This is a genomic window from Mycolicibacterium gadium (assembly GCF_010728925.1).
Classification (GTDB): Bacteria; Actinomycetota; Actinomycetes; order Mycobacteriales; family Mycobacteriaceae; genus Mycobacterium; species Mycobacterium gadium.
Genome location: NZ_AP022608.1, coordinates 491567 through 508892, shown reverse-complemented (window position 1 = coordinate 508892; position 17326 = coordinate 491567). Strand labels below are relative to the sequence as shown.

The following is a 17326-nucleotide window of genomic DNA, read 5'->3' as shown; positions in this document are numbered from 1 at the left end:
GAAGTTCGATTGTATCAGCGCAGCGCGCTGGCTACCCGTCGAGAAGCGTCGGGACCAGCGGGAATCCGGGAAGATTCCGTACCACCGTCCACACGATGGCGACCACGACGATGACGGCGCCCGAAACCGGCGTCAGCCATGGGCGTCCACTCTGGCGCCGCACCAGGATCCATACCAGCAGCAGCGGCAGGCCGATCAAGGCGGCGACGTTGTCGACGACGGCGGCGGCCAGGTCGCCGTTGAGTACGTCATGGACCATGCGCAGGCCGCCGCAGCCCGGACAGAACAGACCCGTGGCCGCGTGGAAGGGGCACGCGGGGAACAAGAAGTTCGGCCGGTGGGGGTCGGCGATGCCGATGTAGGCCAGCGCACCGACCAGGGCGGCACCCGATCCGAGGGCGGTGTAGAGCCGCCCCCGGTTGGGGGTCGTGCTGGTCGTACTAGGTGCCATCGCGCAGCGGGCGACCTTGCGGATCGCGCACCTTGTCGGTGAGCATCAGGATCGCGTCGATGATGCCCCAGATTATGGCGCCGATACCGCAGGTCACCAGGCCGACGATGAGCTGGGCCACGCCGAGCCCGGTCTGGCCGATGTACATGCGGCCGATACCGACGAGCCCGAAGAGACCGAGCAGCTGCAGCAGGCCCGCGACGACCTTGGATTTATCCGAGTACGGCTCACCGGTCATCGGGTGGCGACCGAAGGGCGCGCTCGGGTCCATGTAGGCCTGCGGATACTGCCCGCCCGGCGGCGGATAGCCGCCCTGCGGCGGCGGTGGGTAGCCAGGCTGCGGCGGGGGCGGCGGCGCTGGCTGGCTTCCATATTCGTTGCCACCGAACTGCGGCTCAGTCATGCCCACAGCATGCCAGAAACGCCGCCATTACTTCAGGTTTGGCCACTCACCAGCGCAAGGACGTCAGCGAGACCGTCTACCGGCAGCGACGGGTCGATCGAGCGAAGCAATCCGAGGCCGACTCCAAGCGCAAGCATCACGGTGGCCGTTTCGCCGCCGGGCAGCGCCGGCGTGGTGCTGCCGACGGATTCTGCTGCCCCGGTGAGCATTTGGAGTATGCCCTTGAGTCGAGACGCGAGTTCGTTGCGCAGCTGCTCATTGTGACGCGCGTGTGCCGCGAACTCGACTTCCAAGGACGTCCAGGCCGGATCACCGATGACGCGCTCGGCCCAAGCCTGTAGTCCCTCGACGCGGGATGCGGCGTCCGGCGTGGCCATGATGTCGAGAATCTCGCCGAGACGCTCTCCGCGGACCTCGTCGAGCACGGCGATGCACAGCTCGTCCTTGTTCCGGAAGTTCGAGTAGACCGCGCCCTTCGAGAAACCCGCGGCGTCGGCGACCTTCTCCAGCGACGTCGGGTGGTAGCCGTCCTCGAAGAAGAGCTGCCGGGCGGTCTTGACCAGCTGCATCCTGGTCTGGGCCTGGCTTTCGGCGCGGGTCATCCGAGGCACGCTGCCATCGTACCCCGTTGACATACTTTTGGACTCTGGATACCGTCGGTTTCTGAATTGAGAGGAGGTCGTCGTGGGCTATCCCAAGATCGCGCTGGACGGCGCCGTCGTCGCCGTGACGGGGGGCGCACGCGGCATCGGCAAGGCGACCGCCGACCTCTTCGCCTCCGAGGGTGCCGTGGTCTGCATCGGGGACCTCGACTCCGCGGAGGCGGCGGACGCACTCGTCGTCGACGTCACCTCCCGCGCATCGTTCGGCGCGTTCGTCGACACGGTGCTCGAACGTCACGGTCGCATCGACATTCTTGTCAACAACGCAGGCGTGATGCCGCTGGGCGACTTTCTCTCCGAGGACGACACCATCAGCCAAACAACGCTCGATGTGAACGTGGGGGGTCTGATTCACGGCATGAGAGCCGTCATGCCGCACATGATCGAGCGCGGCCGAGGACATGTGGTCAACGTGGCGTCGATGGCAGGCAAGCTGGTGGTCCCGGGATTGGCGGTCTACAACGCCAGCAAGTACGCGGCCGTCGGACTGTCCGCGGCGGTCCGTGAGGAATACCGGAGTACCGGTGTCAGTGTGAGCGCGGTGCTGCCGAGTGCGGTGCGGACGCGACTCGCGTCGGGCGTGCCACTCGGCCATGGGCTGCCGACGGTCGACGCCAATGACGTCGCACGGGCGATTGTCGGCAGTGTCCGCAGTCGGCGCGCCGAGGTCACCGTGCCCCGGTATCTGGCGGGATGGGATCTGGTGAATGCGGCGGTTCCGGAACCGGTGATGCGGCTGGGCCGCAAGCTGATCGGCGATCGCAGGGCGCTGACGTCGGTGCAGGACGGTGTCCGCGCCGCCTATGAGGAGACGATCGCGGCGCAGGCAGGCCGATGACACGGGAGCCTCGAGTTGTCATCATCGGTGCTGGCGTGGCCGGCATCGCGACCGCGGTGACGTTGCAGCGGGCCGGTTTCCACGACTTCACGATCCTGGAGAAGGGTTCCGATGTCGGCGGCGTGTGGCACTGGAACCGCTACCCCGGTCTCACGTGCGATGTGCCATCGCAGCTGTACCAGTTCTCGTTCGCGCCGAAGCCGGACTGGTCGGGGCTGTTCGCACCCGGCGAGGAGATTCAGAGCTACCTTCGTGGTGTTGTCGACAGTCACCGCCTCGGCAGCCGTCTCAGGCTCAACGCTGAAGTTCAGTCGGCGGTATTCACCGGATCATATTGGCGGATAACGACTTCTGACGGTATGGAGTTCGAAGCGGACTTCCTGATATCGGCAACGGGTGTGCTCCATCACCCATTCACCCCCGACATTGCCGGCCTGGAGAGTTTTGCGGGCGACGTCGTGCACACCGCGCGCTGGGATGACGACGTCGTCACCGACGGGCGACGCATCGCGGTAATCGGCACCGGGTCGACTGGCGTGCAGGTCGTGTCCGCTTTGCAGCTCGGCGCGGCACGCATCAGCCATTTGGTGCGGTCGCCCCAGTGGATCATCTGGGCGCCGATGAGGCTTCGTCAGCCGGCAGTGGTGGGCAAGCTGCTGCGAAAGGCACCTACAGCGCATCGTCGGCTTTACGGCGTATTGCTCAGGGGCTCACGCATCTTGACCGACATCGCGCTGCGACCGACCGTGCAGCGTCGACTGGCACAGAGTTATGCGAGATTGTGTCTGCGCATACAAGTTCGCGATCGCGGACTGCGCGACAATCTCACACCGGACTACGAGCCTTTCTGCAAACGGCAAGTCATTTCGAGCTCGTACTATCGCGCGATCCGTGCGGAGAATGCGGAGCTGGTCACCACGCCGATCGAACGGGTTATGCCGCAGGGCATTCGGCTGGCCGATGGCCGTGAGATAGACGTCGACTTGCTAGTGTTGGCGACCGGCTTCCACACCCATCACTACATGCGGCCCATACGGCTGCGAGGGCGAGATGGCATCTCGATCGACGACGCGTGGGCCAAGGGGCCACGGGCGTATCGGATGACGGCGATCCCCGGTTTCCCCAATCTCTTTACGGTGCTGGGACCCAACTCGCCCACTGGCTCGATCTCCCTGCAGTATTCGTCAGAGCTGACGGCCCGCTACATCACGCACTGGCTGCGGAGGTTCCGCGATGGCGAGATCGACACCGTCGAGGTGACCGAGGAAGCCACTGCGAAGTTCAACGACGACGTCAACGCCGCATTGGGCCCCACGGTGTGGAATACCGGTTGCAACTCGTGGTATCTCACCGACGAGGGCAATGTCGACCTCTGGCCATACGACCGCAAGACGATGACGGCAATGCTGAGCCGGCCCGACGATCGGGACTTCCACATCCAGATCGAAAGGGGCTGAACGTCAGCGCGTCGTTTCCCGACGATTACCTCAGTACCGCTATCACTTACGCGGCGTGCAGGTCTGCGACCTCGATGCCGATTCTGACTTCGACTTCGCTCACGGTGACCATTCGAGAACCCGGAAGCGGCGGTGCTGTCGATTGGTAGTGCGCACCAGTGGGTGTCACGAATTCGGCAGTGTGAACGCCATCCACCTCACAGCTGCTTACGTTCCAGCCCGGCGATTCCTTGACATAATTGCAGTGCGCGCACATACCCAGACCGTTGAGCGCATGCGTCGGTCCCTCGCGATTTCGGGGCACGGCGTGATCGCGATGTCGAATTGGGGCGTCGCAATACGGTGTTCGACAGGTTTGGTCTCGCAAACCGATGAACTTCGCCAATCCCTTTGGGAAACAACGCGACCGCGACTCCATTGCCATCAGGGCTCCGGACTTGGGATGGCGGTACAGCCGTCGTAACGTGGCCTTCGACCGCTCATCGGCCACCGCGGAGCTGACGAGCTTGCGAGCGACGTCGGCGGGAATCGGCCCGTAGCCGTCGACCAAGGCCGGGCAGTTGTCCTCACCCAACAACGCTTGATCTGTCATCACTAGGTTCACCGCGATCGGCTCGGGCGTCTCCGCCGGCCGACCCGTGACCCGCTCCACCAAAGTGTCAGCCATGATCTGGCCGCGCGATCGATCGTCGAACGTCGTATCTGCGGAGCGCCGTAGTGCCGCATACACACTGACCCCCTGCTTGACGGGCAACAGTGCGCTCACAATCGTCATGGCATCGGGCGCTGGACGGATGGTCACATTTCGTTCAGCCTCGGCCTTCGCTGCCCGGTCAACCACCGCCTGAACATCCAGACGGCAGGCGATTTCCTTGGCGGAGGCTGCGATCTGCTTGTTGCCCTTCCCGTCGAGATTGCTGACATCGGCGCACATTTCGGCATCCAGCGTCCGGCGGTCGGCAACACTGAGGCAGGCCGACTCGCGCACGATCAGGGTGGCGCGCCATTCTGAGAGCGCGCCTGATTCCAAGGCGGCGAGCGTGTGCGGCATTTCATGAACCAGCGCTTTGGCGAAGCCAAGGTGCCGGTTTCCGCACGACGGGGAATCGCGCCGCGCTAGGGCAACCTCGCTGCACAGGCCTCTGCCTCGTTGTTTCGCCGGCACGCCTGCGGCTTCCTCCGCTGCGCGACGGCGCTTATCCAGCGCTGCGGTCGCGCGGGCCTGCCCAGCTGCAGCAGCCGACTTCAACCGCTCAAAGTCCGCGATCTCAGCGATCAACTCAGCCTCATCCGCGTCCGGATCGACCGAGGTCAGCCCGACTATATCGAACATGTGTTCGACTATACACCGATCCACTGACATTGATTCCGTTAAACGGGTTCGGGTGAGGATGGTCTTGCTCGTTCGCCGCCGGTGATGACTCGGCCTCTGACTGGCGCCCTGCTGGGTTGTCTTCCAATTGATTTGTCTCACCGGCGACGTGCGGGCAAGTACCACAACAGCCCTGGTAGGGCGGACATGACTTAATCAGGAGCCTGTCCGCTGCCTCATCAATGTCTTGTCTGCCCGCCCTACCGGGTTGTCACTCGGCCGCACGGTTCATTGCACGGAGAGGACACCACCATCGTGACATCCCCACGCCGCGTCGTCATCGGCGCTGACACCCACCTCGACACCATCCACGTGGCTGCGATCACCGATACCGGCGGACTGCTTGGCGATGCCGAATTCCGTACCAACCCGAGCGGCTACTGGGCCGCGATCTGCTGGGCGCGTAGTTTCGGCGAGGTCGTCGCTGTCGGTGTTGAGGGCACCAGCTCCTACGGTGCAGGCTTGACACAAGCATTGCAGATCAACGACATTCACGTCGTCGAGGTCAACCGTCCCGACCGCTCGGCGCGGCGCCGCCAAGGCAAATCCGACCCTCTCGATGCTTATAGCGCTGCTCGTGCGGTGTTGGCCGGCCACGGCCTTGCCGTGCCAAAGACCCCACACCGGGGCCCTCAAAGCGCTGCTGATCGCTCGTCGCGGCGCGATCAAAGCCCGCACCGCGGCTATCCAGCAGATCAAGGACCTGCTCGTGACCGCCCCGGCCGACCTTCGGGAACGCTACCGCCGTTACCCCACCACCCTGCGTCTGGTCGAAGCGCTGGCCGGCTGCCGCCCCAGCGCACACGAGAACCCCACAACGGTGTCGGTGCTGATCGCCTGCAAAGCGCTCGCGCAGCGCATCGGGTACCTCGAGCGCCAAGACCGTGAGCTGACCGCTGAGCTCGACGCCTTGACCGCCGCGCTCAACCCCGCTTTGCGGGCGGCCTACGGAGTGGGCCCCGACACCGCCGCCCAACTGCTCATCACCGCCGGCACCAACAGTCACCGACTACGCAGCGAAGCAGCGTTCGCCATGCTGACTGGGGTCGCACCGATCCCGGCCTCATCGGGAAAAACCAACCGGCATCGGCTTTCCCGCGGCGGAGACCGCGCCGCCAACAACGCCCTGCACCGCATCGCTTTGGTCCGCTGGTCTCACGACCGACGAACCCGCGACTACGTCGCCCGCCAACTGGCCGCCGGGCGCAGCAAGAAAGACGTCCTACGTCTACTCAAACGGGCCATCGCTCGCGAGATGTTCCGACACCTCACCCAGCCCTGCCCCATCGACGACTACAGCGACCTACGTCCAGCCCGCCAAGCCCGCAACATCACGTTGACCGCCAGCGGCAGCACACTTCAACGTCTGGCCAATCACGATCTCCCGACTCGAACGCGGCCTCAAACGCGACGACACCCTCGCAACCAACTACCGCCAATGGCTAAACACCCTGATCATCGACGCTGCTTGACCCATAACAGAGATAGGAGCATCACGAGCCGTCAGCTCCGGCGGGCGGCCTCCTGCGCCAGCTCAATACGTAACGTTCCGGCCAGTCTGCCCATCGCGTTTACAGCCGCCCCCTGAGGCGATCGCGGTACGAACGGCCATCCGGGTCGTACGTCAACCGGTACACCGGCTCGGCCCACAGCCGCGTGAACAAGCTGGGTTGCTCCGCCTTGTGCGGCCGAAGCCTGCCCGGCGGCCTCGGACCACGGCGACCAGAGGCGTGCCAGCGCTCCAATTCCTCTGCCGATTCCATGATTTCGCGCACCGCGGTGGCCGGATCGGCCAGTCCGCGATCATCGCTTCCGTCGTCGGCGCGATCGAGGTGTTCACGTAGTAACCGAAGCCTCAGATCACGCGCGAACTCGCCCTCGGTGTCGAGGAGGGCGCACGTCAGCTCGCTGTCGTGCGTCCAAGACCGCCGATTGAGGTTGTCGCTGCCGACGCACGCCCAGACGTCGTCGATGACACACACTTTGGCGTGCACATACACCGGTGTGCCCTCGGGGTTCTCGACGTCGAAGACGTGTACCCGTTCCGGACTGGCCGCGCGACACGTCTCGAGCGCCTGCCAGCGGCCGATGAGGTTGGGCGGCAACTCGAGTCGTCCGTCGACGTCGGGATGGCGCGGGATGACGGCAACCAGGTGTAGGTCCGGATTCTCGTTCAGCGCTTGAGCGAAAAGCTTCGCCACCCGCTTCGACCACAGGTATTGATCCTCGACGTAGATCAGCCGCTGGGCACGCGGCACCACCTTGTTGTAGGCACGCGCAATGCTGCGCTCGCCGTTGGGCGCGAAGTCGTACGCGAAATGGGCATCCGGGTACGTGCGCAGCACCTGTATGGCATGCGGTCCGCATGGGGGCGGATCCGGCGGCTGATCGGGCAACGGATCCGCGCTCATGTCGGCACCGGAGAACTTGTCCCGCAACCACGCCAGCGGATTGAGCATGTCCAGCGACGCTGGATCGTTCCAACGCTCACGGAATGTCGTGTCAAGGGCACCCACTGCGGGACCCTGCACCCGCAGCTGCACGTCATGCCACGGTGGATTCTCGCCGTACCGTTCGGCCATCTGCACCGCTTGGGGATCGCCGCGGTGCGATGCGTCGTCGCGGCGGGAATGGCACAGATCGATACCGCCGGCGAACGCGACGTCCCGCTCGGGCGCGCCGGGATGCCTGATGACGACGAGCTTCTGATGGTGGGATCCGCCGATGCGCACGCGCTGGTCGAGCAACACCTCCCCGCCTGCGCGTTCGATCGCCTCGCCGAGGTGCCGGTTCTCCTCCTCGCTGTAGGCGAACTTGTCCAGATGGGATCGCCACACCAGACCCTTGACGACGACACCGCGTTCGGCGGCGTGACAGAACAATTCGCGAATGGTGGGGCCGTCGTCGCGCATCTTCTGGTCCGGGTCGCCGCGCCAGTCCGTGAAGAACAGGTGATCGCCCTCGCCAAGCGCTTCCACTTCGGTGACGAGCTGATCGAAGTACACCGACCCGTGGATGAGTGGCTCGGCCAGATTCCCCTCGCTCCATGCGGACAAGGTGGAATCCGGGTTGCCGCGTTCGTCTTCGGTGAGGAACCAATCGGTGATGTTCATGGCCGGCGGCCCAGCAGTCGGTCGGCATAGGATCTGCCGTCGGGATCGAAGATCACCCGGTAGGCGGGTTCGGCCCACAACCGGGTCAGCGGATCGACCCGCTCTATCTCGTGCGGGCGCAACCGGCCCGGCGGACGCGTTCCGCGACATCCGGACTGGTGCCAATCCTCCAAAGCCTGTGCGGAAGCGATGATTTCGCCGATGGCAGCGGCTGGATCGGTGAGCCCGCCGTCCTCGCTGCCGTCGGACGCGCGGTCGAGATGCTCGCGCAGTAGCCGTAGCCGAAGGTGACGCGCGAACGTATCGTCGGCGTCCAGCACCGCGCATGTCAGCTCGCTGTCGTGAGTCCACGAGCGCCGGTTGAAATTGTCGCTGCCGACGCATGCCCAGGTGTCGTCGATGACGCACACCTTGGAATGCACGTAAACCGGTGTGCCCTCGTGGTTCTCGACGTCGAACAGGTGGACCCGCTCTGGGGCGGCGCGTCGGCAGGCATCGACGGCCAGCTGGCGGCCGACCAGCGTCGGCGGGCGGCCGAGGCCGCCTTCGAGATCGAAATACCTCGGCACGACGGCCACCAGATGCAGATCCGGGTTCGACGTCAGCGCGCCGACGAGCAGATCGGCGATCTCCTCCGACCACAGGTACTGGTCCTCGAGATAGATAAGCCGACGGGCCCGCCGCACCGCCTTCGTGTAGCCACGCGCGATGGTGCGCTCCCCGCCCTTGGCGAACTTGTACTGGATCAGGGCGTCGCCGTAGGTCCGCAGTACCTGTACGGCGTGTGATCCGCACGGCGCTGGATCCGGCGGCTGCTCCGGCAGCGGATGCCGGTCGGCCGACGCGCCCCCGAACCTGTCGCGCAGCCACGCCAGTGGATTGAAGAGATCCAGCGGCGCCCGCGCCGTCCAGCGCTCGCGGAACGTGGTGTCCAGCGCACCGACGACCGGACCACGCAACTGCAACTGCACGTCGTGCCACGGCGGACGCTCGCCGTAGCAATTCGACATCTGCACCGCCTGCGGATCGCCGCGATGGGAATCGTCGTCGCGACGCGAGTGACATAGGTCGATGCCGCCGATGAAGGCGACGTCGCGCTCGGGTTCCTGGGGATGACGCAACAGCACCAGTCGCTGATGGTGCGACCCGCCGAGCAGCACCCGCTGGTCCAGCAGCACCTCGCCGCCCGCGCGTTCGATGGTTTCGGCGAGATGGCGGTTCTGCTCCTCGTTGAACTGGAGCCTGTTCGGGTACGACCGCCACATCAACCCCTTGACGAGCACTCCGCGCTCGGCGGCGGAGCGGAACAGTTCGGCGACCGTCGGCCCGTCCTCGCGCAACCGCTCGTCGGCGTCGCCGCGCCAGTCGGCGAAGAACAGGTGGTCACCGGCCCCCAGCTGGTCCACTTCGGTGACCAGTCGGTCGAAGTAGGACGCCCCGTGAATGAGCGCCTCCGCCTCGTTGCCCTCACTCCACGCAGGCAGATCCCAATCGGGGTTGCCCCGTTCACCTGACGTGAGAAACCATTCGGCCAGCACAGACACGCACCTGAATGCCCACTTCCGCGGTTATTTACGCACACGAGGGTGTGCGAAGATCCGGGCATGCCCGTTCTCCGGCGGCTATTGGTCGCACTGTGCGCAATCGCCCTGACCGCCGGGTGCACCCCCGGTGTGCCGCCGGCCGAACCGCCCGCGACGACCGGGAACACCGACAACGCCAAGGCCGACGCGGTGATGCGCGCCGTGCGCGAGGCGATGGCCGACGAACACCTGAAGGCGGTCATCGTCCGGGTCACGGTCGACGGGCAAGAGGTCGTCACCGACGCCGTCGGCGAATCGATGACCGGCGTGCCCGCGGCCACCAACATGCACTTCCGCAATGGCGCGGTGGCCATCTCCTATGTCGCGACGCTGCTGCTCAAGCTCGTCGACGAAAAGAAGGTCGGTCTCGACGACAAGCTGTCGAAGTTCCTGCCCGAGATTCCGCACGCCGACCGCGTCACGCTTGGCCAACTGGCCCAGATGACATCGGGTTACGTCGATTACGTCATCGGCAACACCGCGATGAACGATGCGCTGTATGCCAATCCGTTCCGGCGCTGGACAGTTCACGATCTGCTGCAGTACGCGATCGAACAACCGCTGCTCTACGAACCGGGAACCAACTGGAACTACGCGCACACAAACTACCTGCTCCTCGGGCTCGCACTGGAGAAGGCGACCGGTCAGGAGATGCCGAAGCTGTTGTCCGATAAAGTACTTCGGCCACTCGGCTTGACCAACACCGTCAACTCGCTGACGCCGGAGATTCCGGCACCCGCACTGCATGCGTTCAGCTCGGAACGTCGCGCGTTTCTCAAGATTCCGCCGGGCACGCCGTTCTACGAGGAGAGCACCTTCTGGGATCCGTCCTGGACGATCACCCACGGCGCGATTCAGACGACCGACATCTACGACATGGAGGCCACCGCAGCCGGCATCGGTTCCGGCCGGTTACTGTCCACGAAGTCCTACGAGAAGATGGTGTCCACCGACCTCCGCGGAAAGACCCGCAAACAGCCCGGGTGCACCACATGTGACGAGATGACCGACGGCTACACGTACGGCCTCGGCATCGTCATCTCCGGCAACTGGCTGCTGCAGAATCCGTTGATGTCGGGGTATTCGGCCATCGAGGCTTACTTGCCCTCACAGAAGATCGCCATTGCGGTCGCCGCGACGTACCTTCCCGAAGCCTTCGACGACCAGGGCGACTACACCAACGCCGCGGACACCGTGTTCCGAGAGATCGGTGCGGTGCTGGCTCCCGACGACGCACCACCGGTGCGCGGGCCGAAATAAGGTGAGGTGTGGCTCCGAGAGTTCTGTTCCTCTGCAACGAGCACCTCGCGACCGAAGCGCTGCTCGGCGATGCGTTCACCGACCAGGGATACGACGTCGAGGTGTTCGAGGTGGTCCCCGCAGCGCGCGTCGCCGATCCCGCCGTCGACGTGACGTTCCCCGACCCACGCGGCTACGACGTGGTGGTACCGCTGGGTGCGCGATGGCCGGTGTATGACGACACGTTGCGCCGCACCTGGGTGGGCGCCGAGACGCAGTTGGTACGTGACGCCGCCGATGCGGGCGTGGCGCTGCTGGGCGTGTGCTTCGGTGGTCAGCTCTTGGCCCAGGCGTTCGGTGGTTCGGTCACGCGGTCGACGGAGCCCGAGATCGGCTGGTACGACGTCACCAGCGACAGTCCGGACCTCGTCCCCGGCGGACCGTGGTTCCAATGGCATTTCGACCGATGGACCCTGCCTCCCGGAGCCACCGAGATCGCCCGCACCGCCAATGCGTCGCAGGCATTCGTGCTCGGCCGCGCGCTCGCATTGCAGTTCCATCCGGAGGTCGACTCGGAGCTACTCGAGCGGTGGCTGGCCGACGATATCGACGGTGAGGTCGCGAGCATCGGACGCACGCACGATGAATTACGCTCCCGCACAACAGAACTTGCCGATGATGCGGCATCGCGGGTACGCGATCTGGTGCGTGGCTTCGTAACTCACGTCGTTCGTCAGCCGTGCCCCAGTTCGTGAGCGAGCGCACCGTCGATGTGCGGGTGCCGGAATCGATGACCCACCGCCTCCAGTTTGGTCGCGGCCACCCGCTGATCGGCTTCGGCCAGCTCTCGTGATCCCTGCTCCCCCAATAAAAGCCGAGGCGCCAGCGACGGCACGGGTAGCAGCGTCGGCCGGTGCAGTACCCGGCCGAGCGCTTTCGTGTAGTCGGCGTTACGCACCGGTGCGGGCGCGACAGCGTTGACCGGACCCGATAGCCGGGCGTCGTACAACGCGCGGTAGTAGACGTCGAGTAGGTCGTCCAGCGCGATCCAGGACAGCCACTGACGTCCTCCGCCGACGCGGCCACCGAGCCCGGCGGCGAACAATGGACGCAGCAATCGCAGAGTTCCGCCGTTGGCCGACTGCACGATTCCGGTGCGCACATTGACGACCCGAAGTCCGGCCTCGGCGGCGGGCACGGTGGCGGCCTCCCAATCGGCGACGACGTCGGCGAGAAAACCGTCGCCGCGCACGCTGTCCTCGCACACGATGGCGTCGCCGCGGTCGAATCCGTAGATGCCGACCGCCGAGGCGGTGACGAACGGCCCGCTGAAGTCACTCGCGGCGGCGAGTTCGGCCAGCCGACGCGTCGGTCCGATCCTGCTGTCGCGAATCGCCTTCTTGTGCGCGGCCGTGAACCGCCCCGCGATCGACGCGCCGGCCAGATGCACCACGGCGTCAACACCCGACAAAAGATCGGGGGCGGGACGATCCGGATCCCACTGCCGCTCGTCAGGTGATTGCGCCGCGTGGCGCACCAACCGGATCACCCGGTGCCCGCCAGTGCTCAAGAACGCGGACAACGCGGTACCGACCAGGCCGGTCGCACCGGTGACTGCCACCACGAGCGGACGCAGTCCCGCATCACGTGCGTCCCGGTGTGCGGCCAGATCGTCGGCGAGCTGCCGATGCCGATAGGTGAACATCGGTCGCAGCGCAGCCGCGGGTACCGGCGCGTCGATGCGGTCGTACACGCGCGTTCCCGAAGGCGCTTCGCCGAACTCGTGGGTGTGGATCCAGCGTCCGACGATGCGCGGCGGCCAGGACCGGGGACCGTCGGAGGAGAGTACGTCGACGAACCGGCGTCCGGCCTCGTACCCGTCGGGGTCATGCTGCGCGACCCACCGCAACCCGCCCGGCAGCCCGAGGACGGCGCGGCCGTCAACCAGGGAGTCGGCCTCGCTCACCACCTTCATCGGCTGCCACGGCGGGACCAGCCGCCGCATCGCTCCGATTCGCGAGTGCCATTCGAAGACCTCTGCCAGCGGATGGTCGACGACGGTTTCCAACTCGATGCCCATATTTCGATATTCGTACCCGCAGGGCCGACGGATTGCCCCCGGGCTGGGTATCCAGGGTCGTAACCTGAAATTTCGGAGATTCAATGAGCGGAATCCGCGGGCTGACCCGCCGAGATGCGGGTCGTGTGTTCCGGGACCGCCGGGAGGCCGGCGACGTCCTGGGACGGGAGTTGGCGTCCTATCGCGACCGGAGCAACGTCCAGGTGGTGGGGTTGGCCCGGGGCGGTGTCCCGGTCGGCGCGCAGGTCGCGCGTGCTTTGCACGCACCGCTGGATGTATTCCTGGTACGGAAACTCGGCGTCCCACAGTGGGAGGAGCTCGCGATGGGAGCGCTGGCCTCCGGGGGTGGTGTGGTGGTCAACGAGAGCCTGGTCCGCAGCCTCGGCATCAGCGAAGACCAAATGCAGGCCGCGATCGAGCGTGAAACGGATGAACTACACCGGCGCGAACATGCCTATCGCGGTGACCGGCCACCGCTCGCGCTGGCCGGAAAGACCGTGATCCTGGTCGACGACGGCATCGCCACCGGCGCCAGCATGCTCGCCGCGGTGCGTGCGGTGCGAGCCGAGGCCCCCGCCGCGGTCGTGGTCGCGGTGCCCGTCGGGCCCCAATCGACGTGCCGTGAACTGGCAGCCGAAGCCGATGATGTGGTGTGCGCGATGACGCCGCCGGGATTCGAAGCCGTCGGCCAGGTGTACGAGGACTTCCACCAGGTCACCGACGATGAGGTACGCGAGCTGTTGGCCCGCGGCTGAGCCGCGAATTCAATAGCCCCCAACAGGTTAGCGATTGCGGTCGTCGCCTGCGACGTCGTCGGCCTGCTCGACGACCGTCGTCTCCGCTTCGTATTCGGGCTCGGCGGCAGGATCCGCGGACTCCGGATACTCCTCGTCGAACTCCGCGACATCGTCTCGCTCGACGGCACCGTCATCGTTTCGTGAACGGTCCCGGATCGCATCCACGATCAGCAGCACCACGCCGATCACGCTGGCCGCGATGCACACCCATGCGATCAGCTCATTGCTGGTGACAACGGCGGTGACCAGCGCGGCCAGACCGATGACTGCGAGCACGAGCGCAACGATCAACATTGATCAACCCTGGGTCGACGGGACACGGCCTGCGAAACGCCGATGACTAGTTGTTGCCGCGGTTGAACTGGTTGAAACTGCCGGAGTCGTTGTTGGCGCTGGAGTCCACCGGTGCCGCGGAGCCGCGTTGTCCGAGTTCCTCGAGTTGCGACTCCAGGTAGGTCTTGAGCCGGGTGCGGTATTCGCGCTCGAACGTGCGCAGCTGTTCGAGGCGGCCCTCCAGCACGGTGCGCTGCTGGTTGATGGTCCCCATGATCTCGGAATGCTTGCGCTCGGCGTCGGCCTGCAGGGCGTCGGCCTTCTCCTGGGCCTGCCGCAGCTGGGTCTCGGACCGGTTCTGAGCGTCGGCCAGCAGGGCGTCGGCGCGTTGACGGGCCTCGGCGACGGTGGTCTCCGCGGTCTGGCGCGCCTCGCTGACCATCGCGTCGGCCTGGGCGCGGGCGTCGGCGAGCATCTTCTCGGACTCGGCCTGGGCGGAGCCCGTCAACCGGTCGGCGGTGTCCTGGGCGAGGGCCAGCACGCGGGCGGCCTTGATCGCCTGATCCTCGGTGACCGACTGCTGGGCCGCGGGCGCCTCGTATACGGGCTGCGGGGCAGGCTCGGGTGCGGGCGCAGGTGTGGGAGCGGGCTCGTACTGCGGAATCGACTGCGTCGACTGGCCGCCACCGCCGCCACCGGACGCCAGCTCCTGGTCCAGCTCGGCGACCCGCTGACGCAGATCGGCGTTCTCCTCGATCAGGCGGGTCAGCTCGTTCTCAACCAGATCGAGGAATGCGTCGACCTCGTCCTCGTTGTAGCCGCGCTTGCCGATTGGTGGCTTGCTGAACGCGACGTTGTGAACGTCGGCTGGAGTGAGCGGCATTCTCTGCCCCCTTGAAGTCTGGACCGTAAACCGATCTCAAAGTGTAGAGCCTCGCTGGAACGTAACTGGCGTCCATCCTGTCACACCAGACCCGGCGGTCGCGGGAGAGCCCAATAATTAAGAGCGAATTTCAATGTTCCCGGCAAGTACCCGCCCAAGTTCCCCGCCGACGTCGTCGCCAATCGGTGAACGAATATCGACCTCGGCAAACGCCTGGATGAGGGGCCGTCGCTAACGCCAAATCCGCGGCGTCAGACCGATCTCAGACCGCTGCGCCGAATGCCAGCTGCATGCCGATGAACGCCAGGAGCAGCAGCACCATGATCGACAGATCGAAGCGAACGGCGCCTATCGTGAGCTGCGGAATGATCCGGCGCAGCAGCTTCACCGGCGGATCGGTCACGGTCATGATCAGCTCCAGGATCACCACCGTCACCCCCTTGGGCTGCCAGTCCCGGGAAAACGAACGAATGAACTCCACGACGACCCGGGCGATCAGCAGCAGCCAGAACACGAACAGGGCGAAGCCCAGGATCGAGAAGAATTGCGACAACGGAGCCGACCTCACTACAGGTGTGACATTCGATACAGGCACAAGGCCGCGCACGCCTGAAGCCGGAGCGCTCGCGCGACGCCGCCAGCCTACCTGGCACGTTCGGTGACGACGTCGGCGCCGATGGCCCCCAACTGCTCAGGGCCTAGTCCTGGGCAGTTACTGATAGGCGTAGAAGCCGGCTTCAGCGATACGGCGCCGCTGCTCGGCCGTGACGTCCACATCGGCGGGCGAGAGCAGGAAGACCTTGGTCGCGACCTTGTCGAACGAGCCGCGCAGTGCGAATGCCAGCCCGGCCGCGAAGTCGACAAGGCGCTTGGCGTCGGCGTTGTCCATGGTCACGAGGTCCATGATCACCGGGGTCCCCTCGCGGAAACGCTCGCCGATGGTGCGGGCCTCGCCGTAGTCCTTCGGCCGCAATGTGGTGATCTTCGACATCGGGCTGCCCGCCTCGAACAGCTCGGCCATCCGGCGGGGATCCATCGCGAGTGCGCCGCGGGTGGAACCGCGCAGCGCGCCCAGCCGGGAGGATGCGCGCTCGAAGTCGCGCGTGCCGCGCATCCTCGGCTCGAAACGATCTTCGTCGCGGAAGCCGCCGCGATACCCGCCGGGTGCGTCGTCGTATTCGTCGTAGCCCCCGCGACCGGGACCGTAGCCGTCCGCCTCGAAGCGATCGTCGAACCGGTCCTCACGCGAACGGCGTGAGTACCCGCCGCGCGAGGCGCCGCGGTCGTCGTCTTCGTAGTACTCGTCGTCATAGTCGTCCATAGGGGCCATCCCGAAGTAGGCCTTGACCTTGTGGAGTGTGCTCATCGCTCGACCCTTCTGATGACTTTCGACTCTGGTGTCTGTGATGAAGATGTGACTGGAGTGACTACTTCAGGTGACGTTAGAGGACGAGGCCCCATTAGCGCGGTACCGACACGCACACACGACGAGCCGTGTTGAACCGCCGCCTCGAGGTCGCCGGACATCCCCGCTGACAGTTCGAGGCGCTGCGGATAGTTGCGCTGTACCCGCGCGAGCTCGGATTGCAGGCGGCCGAACGCCTGGTCCGGGTCCGAGCCCAACGGCGGGATCGCCATCAGCCCAACGAACTCCAGGCCCTCGCCCGCCTCGGCCGCGGCGCAGACTTCGTCGACCGACGCCGGGTCCTCGACGTCCACGCCGCCCCGCTCGGTGTCGCCGTCGAGACTCATCTGTATGTAGACGCGAAGCGGCGCGGCGCGCTCGCCGTCGGCCAACGCCCGCGCCGCGGCGCGGTTCAGTGCGTCGACGACGCGCATACTGTCGACCGAGTGCGCGGCATACGCCCAGGCCGCGATCGACCGCGCCTTATTGCGCTGGATGCGTCCAACCATGTGCCAGCGAATGGGTGCGCCGCCCACACTATTGGCGACTTCCGCCGCTTTATTCGCCGCTTCCTGTTCGCGTGATTCGCCAAATGCCTCGCACCCTAAATGGTGCAGAATTGTGACATCGGTGGCGGGAAAGAATTTGGTAATAGGCAGCAATTCAATTTCGTCGGAATTGCGGCCGGCCGCCTCGGCCGCCGCGGCGAGCCGGGCTCGGACAGCGGCCAGCGCCTCGGCTAGCTCCTGTTCGCGAGCGGCTGCCATCAT

17 protein-coding genes and 1 pseudogene are annotated in these 17326 nt (G+C 65.7%); 6 read left to right on the top strand and 12 right to left on the bottom strand.

Features of this window, described 5'->3' with window-relative positions; translation table 11 throughout:
- Positions 1 to 31: 31 nt before the first annotated feature.
- From G6N36_RS02425 to G6N36_RS02415, 3 genes are read right to left on the bottom strand one after another with little or no spacing between them, the layout of a single operon-like run.
- Positions 32 to 451: a DUF2752 domain-containing protein gene (locus tag G6N36_RS02425; protein ID WP_163684637.1), complete on the bottom strand. Its 420-nt coding sequence runs from the start codon at positions 449 to 451 to the stop codon at positions 32 to 34.
- Positions 441 to 854, bottom strand: coding sequence for an NINE protein (locus tag G6N36_RS02420; RefSeq protein WP_163684636.1), 414 nt, complete (start codon positions 852 to 854; stop codon positions 441 to 443). The genes G6N36_RS02425 and G6N36_RS02420 overlap by 11 nt, the downstream gene beginning before the upstream one ends.
- Positions 855 to 886: 32 nt before the next feature.
- Positions 887 to 1456, bottom strand: coding sequence for a TetR/AcrR family transcriptional regulator (locus tag G6N36_RS02415; protein WP_179964892.1), 570 nt, complete (start codon positions 1454 to 1456; stop codon positions 887 to 889).
- Positions 1457 to 1538: 82 nt separating this feature from the next.
- On the opposite strand from G6N36_RS02415, the gene G6N36_RS02410 reads away from it, so the two are divergent.
- Both G6N36_RS02410 and G6N36_RS02405 read left to right on the top strand, forming a co-directional pair.
- A complete protein-coding gene (locus G6N36_RS02410) occupies positions 1539 to 2354 on the top strand; it encodes an SDR family oxidoreductase (RefSeq protein ID WP_163684631.1) in 816 nt (271 codons plus the stop codon).
- A complete protein-coding gene (locus G6N36_RS02405) occupies positions 2351 to 3811 on the top strand; it encodes a flavin-containing monooxygenase (protein WP_163684630.1) in 1461 nt (486 codons plus the stop codon). Before G6N36_RS02410 ends, G6N36_RS02405 begins: the two co-directional genes overlap by 4 nt.
- A 46-nt stretch (positions 3812 to 3857) precedes the next feature.
- Here G6N36_RS02405 and G6N36_RS02400 read toward each other — a convergent pair whose 3' ends face one another.
- Positions 3858 to 5144 (bottom strand): HNH endonuclease, encoded by a 1287-nt coding sequence (locus G6N36_RS02400; RefSeq protein ID WP_163690326.1) that lies wholly within the window; start codon positions 5142 to 5144, stop codon positions 3858 to 3860.
- A gap of 294 nt (positions 5145 to 5438) precedes the next feature.
- On the opposite strand from G6N36_RS02400, the pseudogene G6N36_RS02395 reads away from it, so the two are divergent.
- Positions 5439 to 6655, top strand: a pseudogene (locus G6N36_RS02395) (IS110 family RNA-guided transposase).
- A gap of 99 nt (positions 6656 to 6754) precedes the next feature.
- On the opposite strand, the gene G6N36_RS02390 reads toward G6N36_RS02395, so the two are convergent.
- Both G6N36_RS02390 and G6N36_RS02385 read right to left on the bottom strand, forming a co-directional pair.
- The gene (locus G6N36_RS02390) at positions 6755 to 8296 is read right to left on the bottom strand and encodes a phospholipase D family protein (protein ID WP_163684628.1); all 1542 of its coding nucleotides are present in this window, start codon (positions 8294 to 8296) and stop codon (positions 6755 to 6757) included.
- On the bottom strand, positions 8293 to 9840 hold the full coding sequence (locus tag G6N36_RS02385) for a phospholipase D family protein (protein WP_163684626.1): 1548 nt from the start codon (positions 9838 to 9840) through the stop codon (positions 8293 to 8295). The genes G6N36_RS02390 and G6N36_RS02385 overlap by 4 nt, the downstream gene beginning before the upstream one ends.
- Positions 9841 to 9900: 60 nt before the next feature.
- Between G6N36_RS02385 and G6N36_RS02380 the strand changes: the two genes are divergently transcribed.
- Together G6N36_RS02380 and G6N36_RS02375 are read left to right on the top strand one after the other, a co-directional pair.
- Entirely contained in the window at positions 9901 to 11139 is a 1239-nt protein-coding gene (locus tag G6N36_RS02380) for a serine hydrolase domain-containing protein (RefSeq protein WP_163684624.1), read from the top strand.
- Between the two features lie 8 nt (positions 11140 to 11147).
- On the top strand, positions 11148 to 11873 hold the full coding sequence (locus tag G6N36_RS02375) for a type 1 glutamine amidotransferase (protein WP_163684622.1): 726 nt from the start codon (positions 11148 to 11150) through the stop codon (positions 11871 to 11873).
- Here the strand turns inward: G6N36_RS02375 and G6N36_RS02370 are convergent.
- Entirely contained in the window at positions 11852 to 13198 is a 1347-nt protein-coding gene (locus G6N36_RS02370) for a TIGR01777 family oxidoreductase (protein WP_163684620.1), read from the bottom strand. The genes G6N36_RS02375 and G6N36_RS02370 overlap by 22 nt on opposite strands.
- An 83-nt stretch (positions 13199 to 13281) precedes the next feature.
- On the opposite strand from G6N36_RS02370, the gene G6N36_RS02365 reads away from it, so the two are divergent.
- A complete protein-coding gene (locus tag G6N36_RS02365; protein WP_163684617.1) occupies positions 13282 to 13953 on the top strand; it encodes a phosphoribosyltransferase in 672 nt (223 codons plus the stop codon).
- Positions 13954 to 13980: 27 nt separating this feature from the next.
- Here G6N36_RS02365 and G6N36_RS02360 read toward each other — a convergent pair whose 3' ends face one another.
- The 5 genes from G6N36_RS02360 to G6N36_RS02340 form a co-directional block, all read right to left on the bottom strand.
- Positions 13981 to 14289, bottom strand: coding sequence for a DUF308 domain-containing protein (locus G6N36_RS02360; protein ID WP_163684615.1), 309 nt, complete (start codon positions 14287 to 14289; stop codon positions 13981 to 13983).
- 46 nt (positions 14290 to 14335) lie between these two features.
- Positions 14336 to 15151, bottom strand: a complete 816-nt coding sequence (gene wag31 / locus G6N36_RS02355; RefSeq protein WP_163684613.1) for a DivIVA-like cell division protein Wag31 — start codon at positions 15149 to 15151, stop codon at positions 14336 to 14338.
- A 262-nt stretch (positions 15152 to 15413) separates the two neighbouring features.
- On the bottom strand, positions 15414 to 15704 hold the full coding sequence (locus G6N36_RS02350) for a YggT family protein (RefSeq protein WP_083125548.1): 291 nt from the start codon (positions 15702 to 15704) through the stop codon (positions 15414 to 15416).
- Positions 15705 to 15863: 159 nt separating this feature from the next.
- On the bottom strand, positions 15864 to 16517 hold the full coding sequence (locus tag G6N36_RS02345) for a cell division protein SepF (RefSeq protein WP_163684611.1): 654 nt from the start codon (positions 16515 to 16517) through the stop codon (positions 15864 to 15866).
- Complete coding sequence (locus G6N36_RS02340; protein ID WP_372512322.1) at positions 16514 to 17323, bottom strand: YggS family pyridoxal phosphate-dependent enzyme; 810 nt, start codon at positions 17321 to 17323, stop codon at positions 16514 to 16516. The genes G6N36_RS02345 and G6N36_RS02340 overlap by 4 nt, the downstream gene beginning before the upstream one ends.
- Between the last annotated feature and the right edge of the window lie 3 nt (positions 17324 to 17326).